This window comes from Pseudomonas sp. OV226 (assembly GCF_003148705.1).
Classification (GTDB): domain Bacteria; phylum Pseudomonadota; class Gammaproteobacteria; order Pseudomonadales; family Pseudomonadaceae; genus Aquipseudomonas.
In genome coordinates this window covers 13,674-30,737 of the sequence record NZ_QGGS01000040.1, presented here as the reverse complement: position 1 = coordinate 30,737, position 17,064 = coordinate 13,674, and the positions used below count along the sequence as shown (strand labels likewise).

The 17,064-nt window shown below is 56.0% G+C and carries 9 protein-coding genes and 8 pseudogenes; 11 read left to right on the top strand and 6 right to left on the bottom strand.

Annotation, left to right across the window (positions count from 1 at the left end; translation table 11 throughout):
* A partial coding sequence (locus C7534_RS31850; protein WP_146206229.1) for a two-partner secretion domain-containing protein occupies positions 1-3,077 on the bottom strand: 3,077 nt, incomplete at its 3' end.
* A 322-nt stretch (positions 3,078-3,399) separates the two neighbouring features.
* On the opposite strand from C7534_RS31850, the gene C7534_RS31845 reads away from it, so the two are divergent.
* The gene (locus C7534_RS31845; RefSeq protein ID WP_109788224.1) at positions 3,400-4,458 is read left to right on the top strand and encodes a hypothetical protein; all 1,059 of its coding nucleotides are present in this window, start codon (positions 3,400-3,402) and stop codon (positions 4,456-4,458) included.
* A gap of 485 nt (positions 4,459-4,943) precedes the next feature.
* Here C7534_RS31845 and C7534_RS31840 read toward each other — a convergent pair.
* The 3 genes and pseudogenes from C7534_RS31840 to greB all read right to left on the bottom strand — a co-directional run bounded on the left by C7534_RS31840 (position 4,944) and on the right by greB (position 7,274).
* Positions 4,944-5,915: pseudogene (locus tag C7534_RS31840) on the bottom strand (oligopeptide/dipeptide ABC transporter ATP-binding protein).
* A pseudogene (locus tag C7534_RS31835) lies at positions 5,912-6,709 on the bottom strand (ABC transporter ATP-binding protein); the annotation flags it as partial. The pseudogenes C7534_RS31840 and C7534_RS31835, both read right to left, overlap by 4 nt.
* A gap of 91 nt (positions 6,710-6,800) precedes the next feature.
* Entirely contained in the window at positions 6,801-7,274 is a 474-nt protein-coding gene (gene greB / locus C7534_RS31830) for a transcription elongation factor GreB (protein WP_109788223.1), read from the bottom strand.
* Between the two features lie 647 nt (positions 7,275-7,921).
* Between greB and C7534_RS31825 the strand changes: the two genes are divergently transcribed.
* The 10 genes and pseudogenes from C7534_RS31825 to C7534_RS31785 form a co-directional block, all read left to right on the top strand.
* Positions 7,922-8,440, top strand: a complete 519-nt coding sequence (locus C7534_RS31825) for an IS630 family transposase (RefSeq protein ID WP_442963243.1) — start codon at positions 7,922-7,924, stop codon at positions 8,438-8,440.
* Between the two features lie 571 nt (positions 8,441-9,011).
* Complete coding sequence (locus tag C7534_RS32570; RefSeq protein WP_158283951.1) at positions 9,012-9,380, top strand: hypothetical protein; 369 nt, start codon at positions 9,012-9,014, stop codon at positions 9,378-9,380.
* Positions 9,343-9,714 (top strand): response regulator, encoded by a 372-nt coding sequence (locus tag C7534_RS33445; RefSeq protein WP_109788222.1) that lies wholly within the window; start codon positions 9,343-9,345, stop codon positions 9,712-9,714. The genes C7534_RS32570 and C7534_RS33445 overlap by 38 nt, the downstream gene beginning before the upstream one ends.
* A gap of 616 nt (positions 9,715-10,330) precedes the next feature.
* The gene (locus C7534_RS31810) at positions 10,331-11,908 is read left to right on the top strand and encodes a glycosyltransferase (protein ID WP_256594864.1); all 1,578 of its coding nucleotides are present in this window, start codon (positions 10,331-10,333) and stop codon (positions 11,906-11,908) included.
* Positions 11,902-13,263 (top strand): glycosyltransferase, encoded by a 1,362-nt coding sequence (locus tag C7534_RS31805; protein WP_256594863.1) that lies wholly within the window; start codon positions 11,902-11,904, stop codon positions 13,261-13,263. The genes C7534_RS31810 and C7534_RS31805 overlap by 7 nt, the downstream gene beginning before the upstream one ends.
* A gap of 24 nt (positions 13,264-13,287) precedes the next feature.
* Positions 13,288-13,910, top strand: a pseudogene (locus C7534_RS33085) (class I SAM-dependent methyltransferase); the annotation flags it as partial.
* A gap of 1 nt (position 13,911) precedes the next feature.
* Positions 13,912-14,487, top strand: a pseudogene (locus C7534_RS33080) (acyltransferase family protein); the annotation flags it as partial.
* A gap of 29 nt (positions 14,488-14,516) precedes the next feature.
* A complete protein-coding gene (locus tag C7534_RS31790; protein ID WP_442963242.1) occupies positions 14,517-15,314 on the top strand; it encodes a class I SAM-dependent methyltransferase in 798 nt (265 codons plus the stop codon).
* A 71-nt stretch (positions 15,315-15,385) separates the two neighbouring features.
* Positions 15,386-15,568, top strand: a pseudogene (locus C7534_RS33075) (IS3 family transposase); the annotation flags it as partial.
* Positions 15,569-15,637: 69 nt separating this feature from the next.
* Positions 15,638-16,352, top strand: a pseudogene (locus C7534_RS31785) (transposase); the annotation flags it as partial.
* Positions 16,353-16,356: 4 nt separating this feature from the next.
* Here the strand turns inward: C7534_RS31785 and C7534_RS31780 are convergent.
* Positions 16,357-16,698 (bottom strand): annotated as a pseudogene (locus C7534_RS31780) (reverse transcriptase domain-containing protein); the annotation flags it as partial.
* A gap of 134 nt (positions 16,699-16,832) precedes the next feature.
* Positions 16,833-17,050 (bottom strand): annotated as a pseudogene (locus C7534_RS33195) (GNAT family N-acetyltransferase); the annotation flags it as partial.
* Between the last annotated feature and the right edge of the window lie 14 nt (positions 17,051-17,064).

Here is a 17,064-nt window from a genome sequence, read left to right as displayed (position 1 = left end):
ACGGTGCCGGCGGCATTGACGAGGCTCGCGGCGTGCAGTTGCACGTCGGCCGTTTGGCTGTAGATCAGGCCATCGTCGTTGTTCAACACCGCGCCACTGGCGGTCAGTACCAGTGGACCACTGGCAGCGACGGTGCCGGTATGGCTGTTATCGAGGCCACCGGTCAACAAGGTCAGCAGGCTTTGGCTGACGATCTGCCCACCCTGGTTGTTGATCTGGCTGGCCTGTTGAATCAGCAGCGGGCCGGCACTGGTGAGTTTCCCGCCGGTGTTGGTCAGAATGCCAAGCAGGGTGAGGGTCACCGCGCCATTGCCAGCGAGCGTGCCGCCGCTGTTATCCAACGAGGTGCCGTTGACGGACAGGTCTTGCTGGGCATTGATCACCCCGCCGACGTTAGCCAAAGACTCGGCGTTGAGGGTCAACGTGGCGCCGCTGTCGATCAGGCCATTCTGGCCGTTGTCCAGTCCGCCGCTGACGGTCAGGGTTTGATCCGTACCACTGGACAGAATGCCGCCCCGGTTGTCGAGACTGGCGGCCGTGACGGTCAAGGCTTGCTGGCTGACCAGGGCGCCGTTGGCACTGTTAAGCAACGCCCCTCGAAGGCTGACGTTAACATCTCCACTGCGGCTGGAGAGGGTGCCGGTGTTGCGGTTGTCGAGACTGCCACCGCTGACGCTCAGGCCCTGCCAACCGGAAATCAAACCGTTCTGGTTGATCAGGGTGTCGGCATCGACGGTGAGCTGGCCGTTGCTGATCAGGTCCCCCGTGCTGTTATCCACGGTGCGGCCAGCGAGGTTGAAGCTCTGAGCACTGGAGATTTCGCCACCCTGATTGTTCAGGTCGCGCAAGTGAGTGATCGACAGTTGCCCGTCGGTGGTGATTAACCCGCCCTGGTTGTTCAGGTCACCGGTGGCCATACCAAAATCGAGGGCAATGGCACCGCCGAGCAAGGAGCCGTTCTGATTGTTCAGGGCGCTGCTGAGAATCGTCAGCTGCGTGGCCGCATGGATCAGCCCCTGGTTCTGGTTGTTGAGTGCGCCCTCGACGTTCAAGTTGAGGGTGGCCTGACTGGTCACCGTGCCACCACTGTTGTCCAGGCTGCCGGCTTGGGCATCGATGGTCGAGGCGGCGATCAGCCCCTTGATATTACTCAATGCCTGGTTGATGCGCAGGGTCAGGCCCTGATTGCTGAGCAGGCGGCCATTGCTGTTGTCGAGGCTGTTGGCCGCGAGCGTGAAGGCTTGGGCGCTGGAGATTTCGCCGCCCTGGTTGACCACACCATTGAGATTGTTCAGGACCAGGATGGGGGCGGTGATCAGGCCGTTCGTATTGTTGAGCTGACCATGGTTCAGGTCCAGGGTTAGGCCAGTGTTGCTGAACAGTTGCCCGCCCTGTTGGTCCAGGCCGGTGACATTGGCAACCATGGCCCCGCTGCTGGCGATGCGGCCGTTGTTCTGATTGCTGACTTGGCCAGCGTTGAGCGTCAGGCTATTGCCGCTACTGAGGCTGCCGGCGTTGTTGTTGAAGGCGCCGGTGACCAGGTTGAGCGCGCCCTTGGCGCTGATGCTGCCGGCCTGGCTGTTATCCAGGCTGCCACTGTGCAGGTCGAACCCCGCGTCAGTGACCAGTTGCCCGCCTTGGTTATCGACCCAGCCCACAACGGCGATGTTCAACTGGCCGGCGCTGGACAGACTGCCCAGGCGGTTGGCCAGATTGGCGGCGCTGACCGCGAGCAAGCCTTCGCTGCTCAGCAGTCCTTGGGTATTGTCCAGGCCGCCGGTCAGGGTGAGGTTAAGGTTTTGCTGGCTACGCAGGGTGCCCGCCACGTTATTCAGGGTCGTGCCGCTGAGCACCAGGTTGCGGCTGGCAATCACGCTGTGGCCCGTGTTGCTGACCGTCTGCGCGGACAGGCTGACGTCGCCCGTGGTGTTGCGGCTGTTGTCGGCATTGACCCCGGATTCAATGATGCCGTTGTTGGTCAACTGGCCGCCGGCGCTCAGGCTGATGCGGTCACGCGCGGCAAGGCTTTGCTGGTTGGTCAGGTTGCCCTGGGTTTGCACGTTGAGCGTGGTGCCGGCATACACCGGACCTTGTGTCTCCAGACTGGCCGCGTTGACGTTGATCGCGCCAGCGGCGGCGGTCTGCGCCAGGCTCAATTGGCCGTTGGCACTGATCTGGATATCGCCGCCACTGGCCGCCAAGTTGCCGGCCAGGCGTACGCCGACCCCGGCCTCGGTGCCGACCAGTTTGATCGCGCCGGCGTACATGCCGCCCAGCGCAGAACTGTCGATGGCCAATTGTGGTTTGGCGCTGCCGTCGTCGGCGCGCGCGGTGGCATTGAGGGTCTGCGCATTGACGTCGTTGCGCCCGGCAATGATGCTCAGGTTCTTGGCCTGAATCTCGGCGTTGATCTTGGCTGAGCGGGTAATGATTTCGAAGCTGTCGACGTTGTTGGCGTTCAAACCGACGCCGTCAATCGAGATGCTGCCGCCGTCGACCTGGTAGTGGTCGAGGCCGCCGACACCGTTCAACACCGGCTTGCCAGTGGTCAGGGTGACCCGAGGGGTGTTGATGAATCCGCAGCCCGAGCACGAAATTCCATACGGATTTGAGACAATCACATGGGCCGACGGCCCCGCGACTTCGGTGTAGCCGCGCAACTGGCTCGGGCTGCCGCCGACCACTTCGTTGAGGATGGTTTGCGCTGCGACCCGGTTGGTCATGTTCGGGTTGCCAACGATGATGCCGCCCAACTGCGTCGCACCGGTTTGCGCGGCGACGTTGTTGAGGATCAGCCCTTCGCCGCCAACGTTGTAGTCATGGAACTGGTTGTGCGAAAGGCCTGCGGAATTTGGCGTAGCGATGTTGACAATGGGCACGCCATTACCGGCGTGGTCCAAGGCCGTGCCCGGTCCACTGACCGCGATGCCGTCGGCCTGGGCCCAGATCGGTTGCCAGAACATGACGTTGGCCAGCAGCAACGCCAAACCGCGCTTGGGTAGACCGCAGAAGCGCTCACCCGGCAAGACAGCGGCAGGCGACGGGAAAACCGGCAAGGCCAACGGGCGAACGTCCATGTCAAACTCTCAAGAAGGGTGCAGCGCATCGCCGCGAAAAAGGAGCCTGGAGAGGAACGCTCAGACTGAAATACAGCGGGATACCTTTTTAAAGGATAAGAATTTTGCCTCCCAAAAGATCGCCCACTTGCGCCAAGTCGACCACCGAATACGCCAATTTGACAAAATTGACAGTGTCGACCAACAGCACTGGACAGTGGGGCCCGACCTTGAGCGACAATGCCGCGCTATACGGTCAGCGCCACATTAGCGGCGTTAGTCTGAAGGCACGTAGGGGCGTAACTGGACGACCGTCAACCCTCGAGTTAAAGAAGGAGATGTTGTGGTCACAGTGGTTCGCCAGGTAACAGCGTCGCTCGATGAGGCCGCCGCGCAGGCGTTGTATGAACACCTGCACAGCGCCGCCACGCGCGTGGGGATGGAACGTCTGGGCGAGTGGCGCGGTTTCCAATCGGTTTATTGGTTCCGTTGTCGCCAAGGGCATACCGTCAAGCGCTACCTGGCGACATACACGGCGCAATCGAAACTGCCAGAGTGTCAGCCCTGCTTGGACCGCAAACGTCTTCAGCTGCTGCGCAGCGCAGCCCGGGCGGCAGGTGTGAGTTTGCTGGATAAACGCTGGCTCGGCGAAAAAAAACTGCACCAGTATCGTTGCGCCAAGGGGCATGAGTGGACCCGCACCGGCCGCACCGCGTTGGCGAACAGTGATTGCCCGCAATGCTCCGAGGGCAAAGCCAAGCTCACCCCCCAGGCGCGCGTAACAGGCCTCAAGCGCCTGCGGCAGGCCGCGCAACGCCATGGTGGTGAATGCCTTTCGCTCAAGTATTTAGGCACCCATGAAAAGCATGAGTTTCGCTGTCACGTGGGACATGTCTGGTTAGTACTCGCCAACTCCATATTGAACGCTAATCATTGGTGCCCGCGCTGCCGGGGGTGGCCGATTGATCGGGTGATCTGGCAGGAGGAAGGCTTGGCCCGGCTGCGGACGGCGGCGCTCAAGCAAGGCGGTGAATGCCTGGCTGAGGAGTACACCGGAGCCAATACCAATTATTGGTTTCGTTGTGCGCAGAAGCATGAGTGGCAAACCCGAGGTGAACGGGTGATGTCAGGTATGTGGTGCAAGCCCTGTAGTCATGAGGCACAACGCCTGGGGATTGATGAAGCACGCCGCACGGCCGAGGAACGGGGAGGCCAATGCCTGTCGACGACATACCGCAATTGCTGGCAAAAGCTGCATTGGCTGTGCCACCGCGGCCACAGTTGGCGCAGTGCTTTTACCAACATTCGCTCCGGCAGTTGGTGTCCGACCTGCGGACACATGAGTAAAGTCTCAGGTCGAAAATCCAAGGCCCACCTGCGCTATCAGAGTCTGGCGCGCTGAGGTCGAGGGTGACCTGGGGAAGTCATTGCTAAAGCAACGCACCATGAGGGCGGATCAGCGGCCATTTACCTGAGCTAAAAAACGGCCCTTCTTGCCTGCTGTCGCGCATGAGCCCCGCAGACGAGTCGTTCGGCTACGGCGCCACGGCATACGGCCAGCGAAGTCATCACCTCCCACTAAGGCACATGATTACCCTGGGACAGATCCACGGCGAGAGGAAGAGTCCGTCTGCCTCAGTACAATTTTATTCATTGGTACACGGAGGGGCAGCGCCCTCGGATGTTAAGGCATGCGCTGGCTGACTGCGACAGACCCCTCGCTCTCAGACTACTAGTTAGCCCAAACACAATTTTTGTAGCGCGTCCTTGCCCGCGATAGCGTCAGTGCCGTCGACAAGTTGATGTAGACGCACCACCACTATCGCGAGGTGTGTCGATCCGACAACCTAGCGCCCACAGATGCTGGTCTTAATTGATCAACTGCGGTCAACCTTTGACGTGACACCTGACCCACTGCGGCTCACCACCGCGCATCACCTGCAGCTGCTCACAGCCCGCCGCGCTTAAGCCACAACGGTCCCGGAAAAAACACCCCTCGGGAAGACGCCGATTGCTTGGTAACTCGGTCGGTGCTGCCACCTGCTCGGCACGCAATGGCACGCCCAATCGCGGCACGGCTTCGAGCAAAAGACGCGTATAAGGATGGCGCGGTTCGTCGAGAACCTGGGCCGCGCTGCCCAATTAGACAATCTGCCCCAAGTACATTACGGCCACGCGGTCGGCCATGTGTCGCACCACCGAGACGTTATGCGAAATCAGAATGTAGGTCAGCTTTCGCGCTCGTTGCAGTTCGACCAGCAGGTTGAGGATCTGCGCCTGCACCGAGATATCCAACGCGGACGTCGGCTCGTCAAGAACGATGATGTCCGGGTCCGATGACAGCGCCCTGGCAATCGCGATCCGTTGCCGCTGCCCACCAGAGAACTGGTGAGCGAAGCGGTCCAGGTATTCCGGACGGATGCCCACTTGGGCCGCTACTTTGGCGGCGATGGCGCGCATCTGCTCGTGAGAACGACGGCCGCGGGCATACAATGGTTCGGTGATAATGCGCCAGACCGGTAGGCGCGGGTCCAAGGACGATTGTGGGTCTTGGAACACGATCTGCACGTTGCTGCTACCTTCACCCTTGTGGCCGTTGGTCCAGTTCAGTGCGCCGCTGCTGGGTGCCACCAAGCCCATCAGCAGTTGGGCCAGGGTGCTTTTACCGCAACCCGACTCACCGACGATGCCCAAGGTTTCCCCAGCCCTGACCTGAAGGTCGATGCCATTGAGCGCGTGAGCATAACCCCGAGGCCGACCGAGCCAGTCATTGCTGGCGGGGAAGCGCACGCGAACATCATTCAATTTGAGAATTTCAGGAGCCATGTCGGCCGAGGGGGAAATCAACGCACTGTTCATTTCAAAAGCTCCTTCTGCGGCAACCAGCACGCGGTTTTCCGTTGTTCATTACCGTTGATGGCCGTCAGCAGCGGACGTTCGCCGCACACGGGCATGGCGTGCGAACAGCGTTCCGCAAAGGTGCAACCCGTGGGCAAGCGCGCCAGGTTCGGCACTTGCCCGGGAATGGTCATCAGGGGCTGCCCCGGTTCGACCATCTCTGGCAAGCCGCTGAGCAAGCCCTGGGTATAAGGATGCTGGGGATGACTCATGACGTCGGCCGTCAACCCCTGCTCAACCACCGCACCGGTATACATCACATAAACCCGGTCGCAGAACTGGGACACCAACGCCATGTCGTGGGTGATCAGCAAAATGGCCGTGCCTTTTTGCCGGGCCTTCTCGCGCAGCAACAACAGCACTTGGCGTTGCACGGTGACGTCGAGGGCGGTAGTGGGCTCATCGGCTATCAACAACTGAGGTTCGCAGGAGAATGCTAGGGCAATCATCACTCGCTGACGCATACCGCCTGACAGCTCGAATGGATAGCTTTCGAGTACCTGTTCCGCACTGGCAATGTGCATGTCACGCAACAGGGCGATGGCCTTGTCGCGGGCAGCACTGGCACTGATTTTTTGGTGATGAATGATCACGTCGAGCATCTGCCGACCAATGCGCCGGGTCGGGTTCAGGGCGGTCATCGGCTCCTGAAAGATCATGGCGGCATCGCGACCACGGATCTGAAGCAGGTCCTTTTCAGGCGCGGCGAGCATGTCGCGGTTGAGCATGCTTAAACTACCGGAGGTAATGCGATACCATGGCAAGAACCCCACCCCCCATACTATTCCTGCTTATAGCCTTTGATATCAATAAGTTATGGATAGTACACATACTGAATAAGTCATACTATTTCAAATATACAATCTCGTTGATCCACCACAACATTTCTCCGCCCGGGGTCTGAACAACTGCCTCGTCGCCCACCTCTTTTTTCAGAAGCGCACGCGCCATCGGCGAATCAATCGAGATGTAATCGTTGCGACCGTAAATTTCGTCGTATCCCACAACCCGAAATTTCTTGATTTCTCCTACCTCGTTTTCAATCTCGACCCAAGCTCCGAAGAAAACCTTTCCCTCCTGCTCAGGCGAATACTCGACTACCCGCACGTCCTCAAGCCGCTTACGAAGGTATCGGACCCTACGATCAATCTCCCGGAGCAACTTCTTGTTGTACTGGTAATCCGCATTCTCACTGCGGTCACCCAGCGACGCCGCCCAGGTAACCTTCCTCGTTGTGTCGGGACGCTTCTCTCGCCAAAGGAAGTCGAGCTCTTGCTTCAGGGCCTCATGACCTTCCTTTGTGATGATGTTGGTACTCAAGTCAGGTGTCTCACTAACGATTAACTCCAGTAAGGCAAGAGCAGGTCAAAAAAAATGCTCGGCTACTAATCCATATGGCCAAAACGATGTGGGCAGTCCAGTCCACTACGGCCCGTATCATAGCCGCAGCGTGAATCGTTCAGGTAGAACGTCTCGATGGATGTGCTATCCCATTGGCAGCATGATGCGAAGCATTTGGCAGGCGGGCACACTAACCGTAAAACCCATGCCGTAAGCCCACTTGCTCAACTCTCAAGGACGATCACTTGCAAACCAAGCACTGGAACCTCCCCCAACGTGTGCGTGACTGATGCAACCAGTACCGCTCAAGCGTAAGTTTACGCCCATCCCCGCAGCCTATCAGAAGAGTGATTTCCCACTCGACGAGGTGTGGTTGCCGTCGAATGCCGGATGCCAAGGATACTCACCAAGGTAGCCATTTCTGGGCATATCGAATGCCGGAAAATGATCCCGGTCATTCAGGCCTAGCGCTTCATTCTTCATGAAAACTTAGCAAGGATCAGGAACCGGGTTGGCGACTTCGACCATTTCCAAAACCTCCGAACCGCCCAATTTTCTGAAAACGATCTGACGCATCTTTCTACTCCGATAGAAGGCTCATAGCCCTCTAATCCTCTAATCCTCTAATCCATAGGCGTACCGGAATCCCGGGCAGTCTGAGTCGGACACATGATTACAAACGCAATTGGATGACGAGTCTGTATGCGCCTTTCGACATCATTACCGGTCAAGTCATCGGATGCATTACCCAGCACCAACGAGCCAAGGGGGTTCTGGTTTTTCTGCAACAGATTGAACGCAGCACACCAACCGGGCTGTATCTGCACGTGATCCTGGATAATAGTTCGACCCACCAAACGACGGTAATCAAGCAGTGGCTCGAAAAGCACCCGCGCTTCAAATTGCACCTCACCCCGACCAGCGCGAATTGGCTGAACGCCGTGGAAGGCTGGTTTGCGCAATTGGAAAGACGAGCGCTGTATCGGGGTGACTTCACCAGCGTCGCCGACCTGAAGGTGGCTATCCGCCAATTTATTGAGGCCCACAACGAGCATTCAACCCAGCCGCTCATGTGGAATAAAACGGATGAGGCTATCATCAGATCGGTGCATAAGGCGAAGCTGAGTGTGATGAAAATAAATTAATGGATTAACCGCTCAGGCCATTAGAAATACATGGCTACTTTAGGCTATCCCTAAGCTGGCGATTCATTGCTTGCGCCGGATGATGCGCACGAAATTGGCGCATTCGGTCGCACGATTGTCGCAATCTGACCAGAATTCTAGGTGGGCGTGCTCTATTATTTTCAGCTATTGACGCAGACGACTAATAAAACTCTTTTATCAAAAACAAATTAAAAATTAAAATGATCTTGGTTTTTTTGGTAAAGCCGATCGGGGGTTGGAGAGGATGACATATTTTGTTCGACTGGTTTTTAGAGTTGGTCGGCTCTCATCTTTATAATGGCGAGGCTCTGCTGGGCTTTTCGAGCGCGTAATATGCTGGCGGCTTGAGTTTTTAGAGTATTCAGCAGTGGTTGATTTGGTCTGGATGTCGCCGCCAATATCGTTCGTCTGGATCAGTAGTGTATAGATACTCATCACTAGGAGCACGAATAACGTTGTCGAGCGCGGTATTTTTTTTGTTGATAATTCCAATTCAGTGCATGCAGTTATTACTGCTTGATTGTGTACGTTAGGCGTCAGCCGGGGGTTAATGGCCAGCAATAACTCGGAGGGGTTAAAAATATTTCAGTCGTGCCCCGCCGATATAGTTATTGCTGAAGAAAACATGCTGACGGGGGGGCGACGTTTTTTTCAATTGCTTCGTCAGCGTAAATATCTGGCGCGCTTACCATACATTCTAATTCTGAAGGACGTGGGTTTGATCAAGCCCATGAATTTATCACTGATGGTGCCACTGGCATCTTGGCGAGGCCTGTTTTTTGCTGTGGATTTTGATTTGTGCCTCGAACGCTCCACGAAGTATTTGGTCAGCCTTTCACGGGCGTGGGGTCAGGCTGTGTACTGGGCTGCTCGTTTAATGGTTGAACCCCTGTCGCCCTGCGCTGCTTGTCGTCGATGATACGCCCCATAGCCAGAGTCTAACGGCTGAGTTATTTATTGATTGCCGAGCTCAGGTCACGCGGCTTGGTCACGTAGCACTTGCAATGTGCACTTCGTGTTCGCCGCCGCATCTGTTGTTGCTTGGCGTGATGATGTCGGATATGGACAGTTTTGAGCTGGCCATTCGCTTAGGCAAAGATGTTCGTGTCTCTCGCATCCCTATCATTTTTATCTCCACCATTAATGATCCAATTTTCCGACGACGTAGAGGTTTGGAGCTCGGCGCAATTCATTTTGAAACTAAGCCTGTTGAGCCTGCCCCCTTCAAGTCGAGGGTCGGTAATCAGTTTTGACATTTCTTTCAGCAACGAGGGCTGCAGGTTTGACGCTGAACGGGAGGGGCTGTGAGCGTAGGAAAGGACAGTAATCGAGCCAAAGTGTGTGAGATGAATCTAAAGAACGCTGGCGGAGGAGTGCCATGGGTCAAGTGCTGATCGATGGGCAATTAATACTTGATGAAGACCGTTTTTTTGTTTCGTGTAGGTGTCCTTGATGAAGAGCCCTAGCGCTTGGGGATAATTGCGAGTCGATGTTTTTAATTAATGCTTAGATTGAAAGATGCGATGGTGCGCAAGCGTGAGTTGATGGCTGAAGCGTGGAACAGCTATGGCCTAGAGGTCACAGACAATAGTCTTGGCCAAGTGGTTCGACAATTGCGTTTGGCCCTAGATAAGTTTCAGCCTGATCGTGACTTTATTCAGACCGTTCTTAATGGATATGTTTGTAATGTCCTCGCCACGATTAATCGGCGTTGGTGTGAATTGTTTCGAAACTCCCGAATCCGACCATTAAACAAAAGCGTAGACGGGTAAGAAGCCAATGGACGAAGACTGGCGAGCGCCGGCTCGATCCATGGCTTTGCCGTCATAAATTGGGGCTGCCGGAATGGCGGCTTCATCGTGGGAAGCCATGAATTTCATTCTTTACTCAGCCGTGAACGATAGTCTGACTCGACAAGCAGTCGGTCGTCCCCAATACGATTACGCGTTTATCCTTCAGGCTTACCGACAGGTACTCGAATGCTTTGGACGAGTTCATATCGTGGCGTCGTTCGCAGAGGTCGATCCCCTTGCCCGGAGGCTGTCGCAAGAGCGTCAGGAAAGTGTTTTCCTCTCCTTCGCCGCGCCACAGGACACTCCCACAGACTTGATCTGCCCGAGTGTTTGTGTCGTAGCCTGGGAATTCGACTCGATACCCTCTAGACAGGAGCGTGGCGACCCACAGCAAGACTGGAGTCGCATCCTTGGTATTCACGGCCGAGTCATCACGCTTTCTAACCATGCCGCGCGGGCGATTCGAAAAGCACTGGGCGAGGACTTCCCAGTGCTGATCCTACCCGTGCCGCTTTGGCAAAATTTCGCCATCTCTCCCAAGTCAGTGCAACCGGTGCCGATTAACCCAGGGTCCACCATTGATATCACCGGCTGTATTCTCGATACCCGGGTGCTTGGGCTGTGCGTCGACGATCTGCTTCCTCCGCTGCCTACCGATGAAGAGCTGGCGCGTATTGAGGCATTGAAACCCCCGCCCCTGACGCCGTATCGACGCTTCATCATCGCCAAGCATTATTTGCATGCCTGGGTCTGGGACATTGTTCGAGGCCCGTCACTGCCGGAGTCTGGCCATCGAATACAGTATCTGAATCAGTGGTATTGGGAAGGCGTTCAAGATCTATTACCGGACTTCTTGCGTTCATGGCTGGCCAGGTACCTGCCGGGCGTGGCGGGCCCGTTACCAGTACCTGTAGCGCCAGTACTCGAATTGGCGGATCTAAGCCAGGGGGCCGAAACCCGGGTCGATGGCGTCGTGTATGTCAGCGTGCTCGATACCCAGGATGGCCGTAGCAATTGGCCGCGACTGATCTCGGCTTTTTGTTGGGCATTTCGTGACACATCCGATGCCACTCTGGTGTTGAGAATCACTCAGACCGATCTCGCTGCTTATTATGTCGAAGTGCTCACCGTGCTCAGACAGCTATCACCGTTTGCTTGTCGAGTGGTGGTGTTGCATGGCGAACTGAATGAGTCGCAGTCGGAAAGGCTATACCAGGCTGCGAGCTTCTACGTGAACGCTTCACACCGTGAGGGATTGTGTCTTCCATTGATGGAATTTATGGCTCGCGGCACGCCGGCCCTTGCGCCGGATCACACTGCCATGGAGGACTACATCGACGAAACGGTGGCCTTTGTGGTCAACTCCAGTGCCGAACCAGCGTTCTGGCCTGAGGATATCCGCACACTTTATCGCACCCGGCAATATCGGCCGGACTGGGGCTCGCTGAAAAATGCTTTCCAGCAGAGTTACAGGATGAGCAAGGAAAACCCGCAGGCCTATGAGGTGATGTCCGGCGCAGCCATCGCGCGTATGCACGTTTACTGCTCGGTCATTTCCTGGCAGTCGCGCCTACTGGCGTTTCTCGGACAGCCGGTGACGGGCGAGTTGAAAACGGCCTCGGCCGTCAATATGGCGGATAACGCATTATGCTGATCCTTATTTATTCGGAAACCAATCAGAGCACCATCAAGCAAAATCTTGGTCGTGCTGAATATAGTTACTACTTCGTACTCAAGGAATTTCGCCCGGTACTCGAGCGACTGGGTTCGGTACTGGAAGTCGTCAACCCCGATGAGGAGGTCGACCGCCTTTACGGTGAATGCGTGGCCCGGAACGAAGAATGCGTGTTTCTATCGTTCTCGCCTCCCCACCGCACTTCTACTCACTATGCGTGCCCGACCGTTCCGGTGTTTGCATGGGAATTCAGTACCATTCCAGACGAAAGCTGGTACGACGATCCGCGCAACGATTGGCGCAATGTCTTGGCTTCGACAGGCGCGGCGATTACCCATTCCTGCTATACGGTAAATGCGGTGCGAAATGCTATGGGCTCCGATTATCCCATTACCGCAATACCTTCTCCGGTGTGGGACCGATTTCGTTCACGGGGGCGGCAATTGGAGCGTCAGCCGCTGGCAAACCAAGTCAAACTCAAGCTCAAGGGGCTGTTGGTCGATAGCCGGGTAGTCGACCTTCGGGCTTATGCCCCAGTGCCGTTGCGCACAGGCAAAGGCATTAACTTTAAGGTGCCGGCGCTAGAGCTAGAGCTTATGCTCGACGGCGTTGTCTATACGTCGGTGTTCAATCCCTGCGATGGCCGTAAAAACTGGGAGGATATGCTCAGCGCTTTTTGCTCCACGTTCCGTGATGTGGAAGACGCAACGCTGGTTTTGAAGTTGACCCATTTCGATGCCCAGCAGGCGCTCAGCGATCTGCTGCCCAAGCTGTACCAGAATCAACCCTATCGTTGCCGGATTGTGTTGATCTACGGTTATCTGGCAGACCCGGATTACGAACTGTTGGTGCAGGCAACCTCCTACGTGGTGAATACGTCCTATGGTGAAGGTCAGTGTCTACCGCTAATGGAGTTCATGTCCTGCGGCAAACCTGCTGTGGCTCCGTCGAATACGGCGATGGGTGACTACGTCGATGCCGATAACTCCTTTATCATCGATTCGACAGAAGATCTGACTAGTTGGCCTCATGATCCACGCAATGCTTACCGCACGTTGCGCTACGCCACCAATTGGGAGTCGCTGTGCCAGGCCTTTCAGGCTAGTTATGAAGTGGCCCGACATGACAGCGATCGCTACGCAACCATGTCAGCCCATGCCATAGATCGCCTGGAGGCTTTCTGCAGCCAGGACCGTACTTGCACTCGATTGAAAGTGTTCATCGCCAATGTGCTGGAACAATACAAAATCCACGGAAAACCTGTTGATCGTGTGGCAACCCAGCTCCAATCCAAGGACGAGAGTCCCGAGCAAGCGGCAAACAATTTTGAATGAGGTAACTCACCACGCGATTGTGGCCTGCGCGACGCCGTACTTTACAGCTCGCTTCTTAATGACAGCGGTGAGTTACTCAAGGGCTTCGCGATCACCGTGAAGACACACTCCTGGGTATGGGATGCAGAGAGGTGGTTCTATGCTGTTTGCCGTGCGCCAGGGCGCATCAGTGATTTTCACAGACAGCGAGTTGGACAAGGCTCAGGATCTTGCGCGACGTGTGGTGACGGAGTTTCGTGTAGCGGGCCGCAGCTTGGTCAGCAACAGCCTGCCGCTACCGTCGCGCGAGCAAGATTGTTTGCACTGAGGTGCTTGAGCATGTCGATGAGCCGGAGCTGTTCATGGCTGAGTTGGTACGTATGGGCCCCCGGGGCGCAATATTTGATCAGCGTCCCAGACCCGGTGGGTGAGCACTTTCAAAAAAGCATCACACCACAGAGTTACTACCAGCCTCCTAACCATATTCGGATTTTTTCCCGTGAGCGCTTTACCGAGCTTGTCGAGAACGCAGGACTGCTGATCGAGAAGCATCAATCCAGTAGTTTTTTCTGGTACACGGGGATGATTTTTTCTGGGCTAGCGAACGTGCCGGAGGTAACGGTCTGGCGATCAAGCAGATGCTTGATCAGTTCGTGCCCAAGAGTCAGGGCCCTGGTCGCGGTGCAATTGTTCGCGCTGCGCACGTGCGCACCGATGCACTGCCCTCGGCGTGCGGTTGGCAATGCGGAGTGCAGAACCTTCATACCTTCGCTGGGAGCCAACATTTTTTGCGTCGTCCATGGGCCGGTGTTGCCGCACTGATCGTGGTGTCGTTTCATGGCAACGGAGCGCTTCACCCTCACCCATTACCGGTTCGGCGCAATTGCGCTGTTGTGTGCCGTGCTGATCTGGATCGCTTCTTACAACTGCGATTACCTGTTGCCACGCGGCCTGTTGAAAAACCTGATGACTTGGGGTGGCAGCCGTTCCTATGGGATTTACCTGATCCATATCCCGGCCTATTTGCTGGTTCGTGAGTTCATTTTCCGTCTACAGGCTGCCGGGCTGTCCAGCCCAGCTGGTAATCCGATTCTGATGTTGTTGATGGCTGGCGGCCTGATTGTGCTGCTGAGCGAACTCAACTATCGCTACATCGAAATGCCCATGCACAACCGCAGTGCCTCGCAGGTCAAACGCCTGGACACTTCCCGAACCGCCGTCCCATCCTTTGGAGTTACCTCATGCCGAGCCTTTTCAAGAAATTCACGGAGACCATGCCCGCTCCCACGCAACCGGTGGCGGATAAGATCGAGAAGGTTGACCCTTACATGCTCGACCTGCACGACGCGATGCTCAGCGGCTGGTTCAATCAGCAAACCGGCGAGCTGTTCACCGGCTTCCCGGTGGCCGCTGAAGACACGTTGCTGGATGTGGGCTGTGGTGACGGTGGCAACGTGCATTTCTGCGGCATGCGCGGGGCGAAGATCATCATCGCCGACATCGACACCGCCAAGGTCGAAGCCACCCGTCAGCGCCTCGGCGACACCCCGGCGCGAGACATCGAATGCCACGTCACCGATTGCAATCCGCTGCCGATTGCCGACGCGACGGCTACGCGCGTGGTGTCCACTGAAGTCATCGAGCATGTGGACGATCCGGCGCAGTTCCTTACTGAGCTGGTGCGTGTCGGCAAGCCGGGCGCGCTGTATTTGCTCAGCGTTCCACACCCCAGCTCCGAAGACCTGCAAAAGGACATCGCTGCGCCGGAGTATTTCCAGAAGCCCAACCACATTCGCATCATCAGCGAAGAGCAGTTCAAGACGATGGTCAATGATGCTGGCCTGGAAGTGCTCAGCCACAGCAAGTACGGTTTTTACTGGTCGATGTGGATGTTGCTGTTCTGGGAAGCCAAAGTCGATCTCAGCAATGCCGACCACCCGCTGCTCAACCACTGGGCCGACACATGGCAAGCCATCCTGAATTCGCCTCGCGGTGCACAGATCAAGCAGACGCTGGACGCAGTCGTGGCGAAAAATCAGGTAATCATTGCACGTAAGCCGATGGCTGATTAAGTGTCAGTACCGATGCAAAACTGACCCAGCGGAGGTGCGGACGGAAACTTGGAGCCTTGAGGAAATCATCCATGTATTCGTACATAGACCACATGAGGGCCGTGCAGCGCTACATCAAACGCGGTAAGCGTGTAGGCGCCACTATCCGTCAACTGGGCAAGCCAACGAAAAACGCACTCAAGGATGGGGATCGCAAATACGAACGTAGCCACGACTTGCCAGCAGGCTATGTACGCATCAAACCATGTTATTCAGATGGGCGGATTCAACCGGTCGTCGCAACACCTTTGAACGAGGTGTTTATGGGACGACCCGCAGACTGGATGCAAAATTTGACCGAACGAGGAGCGATGCGCTCGCCAGGTGCGCCGTCACTTCTAAATGAAATCGAGCGGCTGTTTTGGGAGAAGATCGCAACCGGGATCACAAGCGAAAGACAGCGGAGACCGTTGGCGTATCATCAGCGGTAGGTGCACGCTGGTTTCGTCATCGGGGCTGGATGCCATTATTCATGTCGAACCACAAATCAGGACGGTACATGTCGTTCGCAGAGCGAGAAGAGATTGGGCTGCTTCAGGCGCAAAGTGTGGGCGTGCGAGAGATTGCCCGTCGCCTTGGACGCAGCCCATCGACAGTTTCACGGGAGCTTATGCGTTATGCTGCAACTCGTTGCAGTCGGCTTGAGTATCGAGCTTCAGTCGCGCAATGGAAGGCAGAACTGGTGGCCAAGAGGCCGAAGCCAGCGAAACTGGTGACGAATCCGCGACTGCGTCACTACGTGCAAGACCGTCTCGAGGGTAAGGTTCACGATGCTGATGGCTGTGAGATTGCTGGGCCTCGACAAACTTCCTTTAAAGGCCGAAATAAACCGCATCGCACTAACCGTAACTGAGTCAATGGCTGGTCGCCCAAACAGATTACCAACCGGCTATAAATCGATTTCCCGGACGACGAGTCCATGTGCATCTCTCACGAAGCTATAGATCAGGCCCTTTATACTCACGAGGCGCTCTTAAACGCGAGCTAGTGAGCTGCCTGATAGCGTCCTGAAACCTGCCACGCTGTCGTTCGCGTAACGCACAATGATTACATCGCCGCGGGCATACCGTTGCCGCCACTGCCTTGCCCAAAGATCCAGCACATAGTGAAGATAGATATTCGCCAGCAAAGGCGATATCACTGCGCCTTGGGGTGTCCCCTTGGTCGCAGCCACTCTACGGCCGTCGTCCATCACTCACGCCTGAAGCCATTTTCAGATAAGCCCGAGCAGGCGCGGGTCTGCAATCCGGTGTCCCAGAAATATCAGCATCCACTCATGTTCGATCTCATCAAAGAGCGACGTGATATCCGCATCCAATATCCAGTTCACCTTCTGGTTGTGTAATTGCATTCACTTGACCACCTGTTTGCATTCGACTTGACCAGTCAATTGCATTCAACTTGACCAGTGAGGCACAGAGTGGTCTGTTATGCTGTAGGAAGCCCAAATGAACAAGGGTTTCAGTGCGACAGAAAACCTCAACATCCGTTCAGTCCGCCTGATTCAGTCCTCGTTAAAGCGATTGGTGTAAGGCCCGGTGTTTGATTCGCAGGAAAAAGTCGTTCGACAATTGCGCAGTCGATCCAACGGCCATCAAGACAGGCATGTTTCTCGTAAACGCCTACTTGGCGAAACCGGACGCTTCGCAAAAGGTGAGACTGGCGTGGTTGGAAGTGAATATGCGAGAAAGCATTTTCCTATAAAGTGTTA

What these genes read in the sequence shown, in the direction of transcription:
- C7534_RS32570 (WP_158283951.1), top strand. Translation starts at nt 9,012, where the DNA reads ATGGCCAGCAATAACTCGGAGGGGTTAAAAATATTTCAGTCGTGCCCC.
- C7534_RS31810 (WP_256594864.1), top strand. Translation starts at nt 10,331, where the DNA reads ATGAATTTCATTCTTTACTCAGCCGTGAACGATAGTCTGACTCGACAA.
- C7534_RS31805 (WP_256594863.1), top strand. Translation starts at nt 11,902, where the DNA reads ATGCTGATCCTTATTTATTCGGAAACCAATCAGAGCACCATCAAGCAA.
- C7534_RS31790 (WP_442963242.1), top strand. Translation starts at nt 14,517, where the DNA reads ATGCCCGCTCCCACGCAACCGGTGGCGGATAAGATCGAGAAGGTTGAC.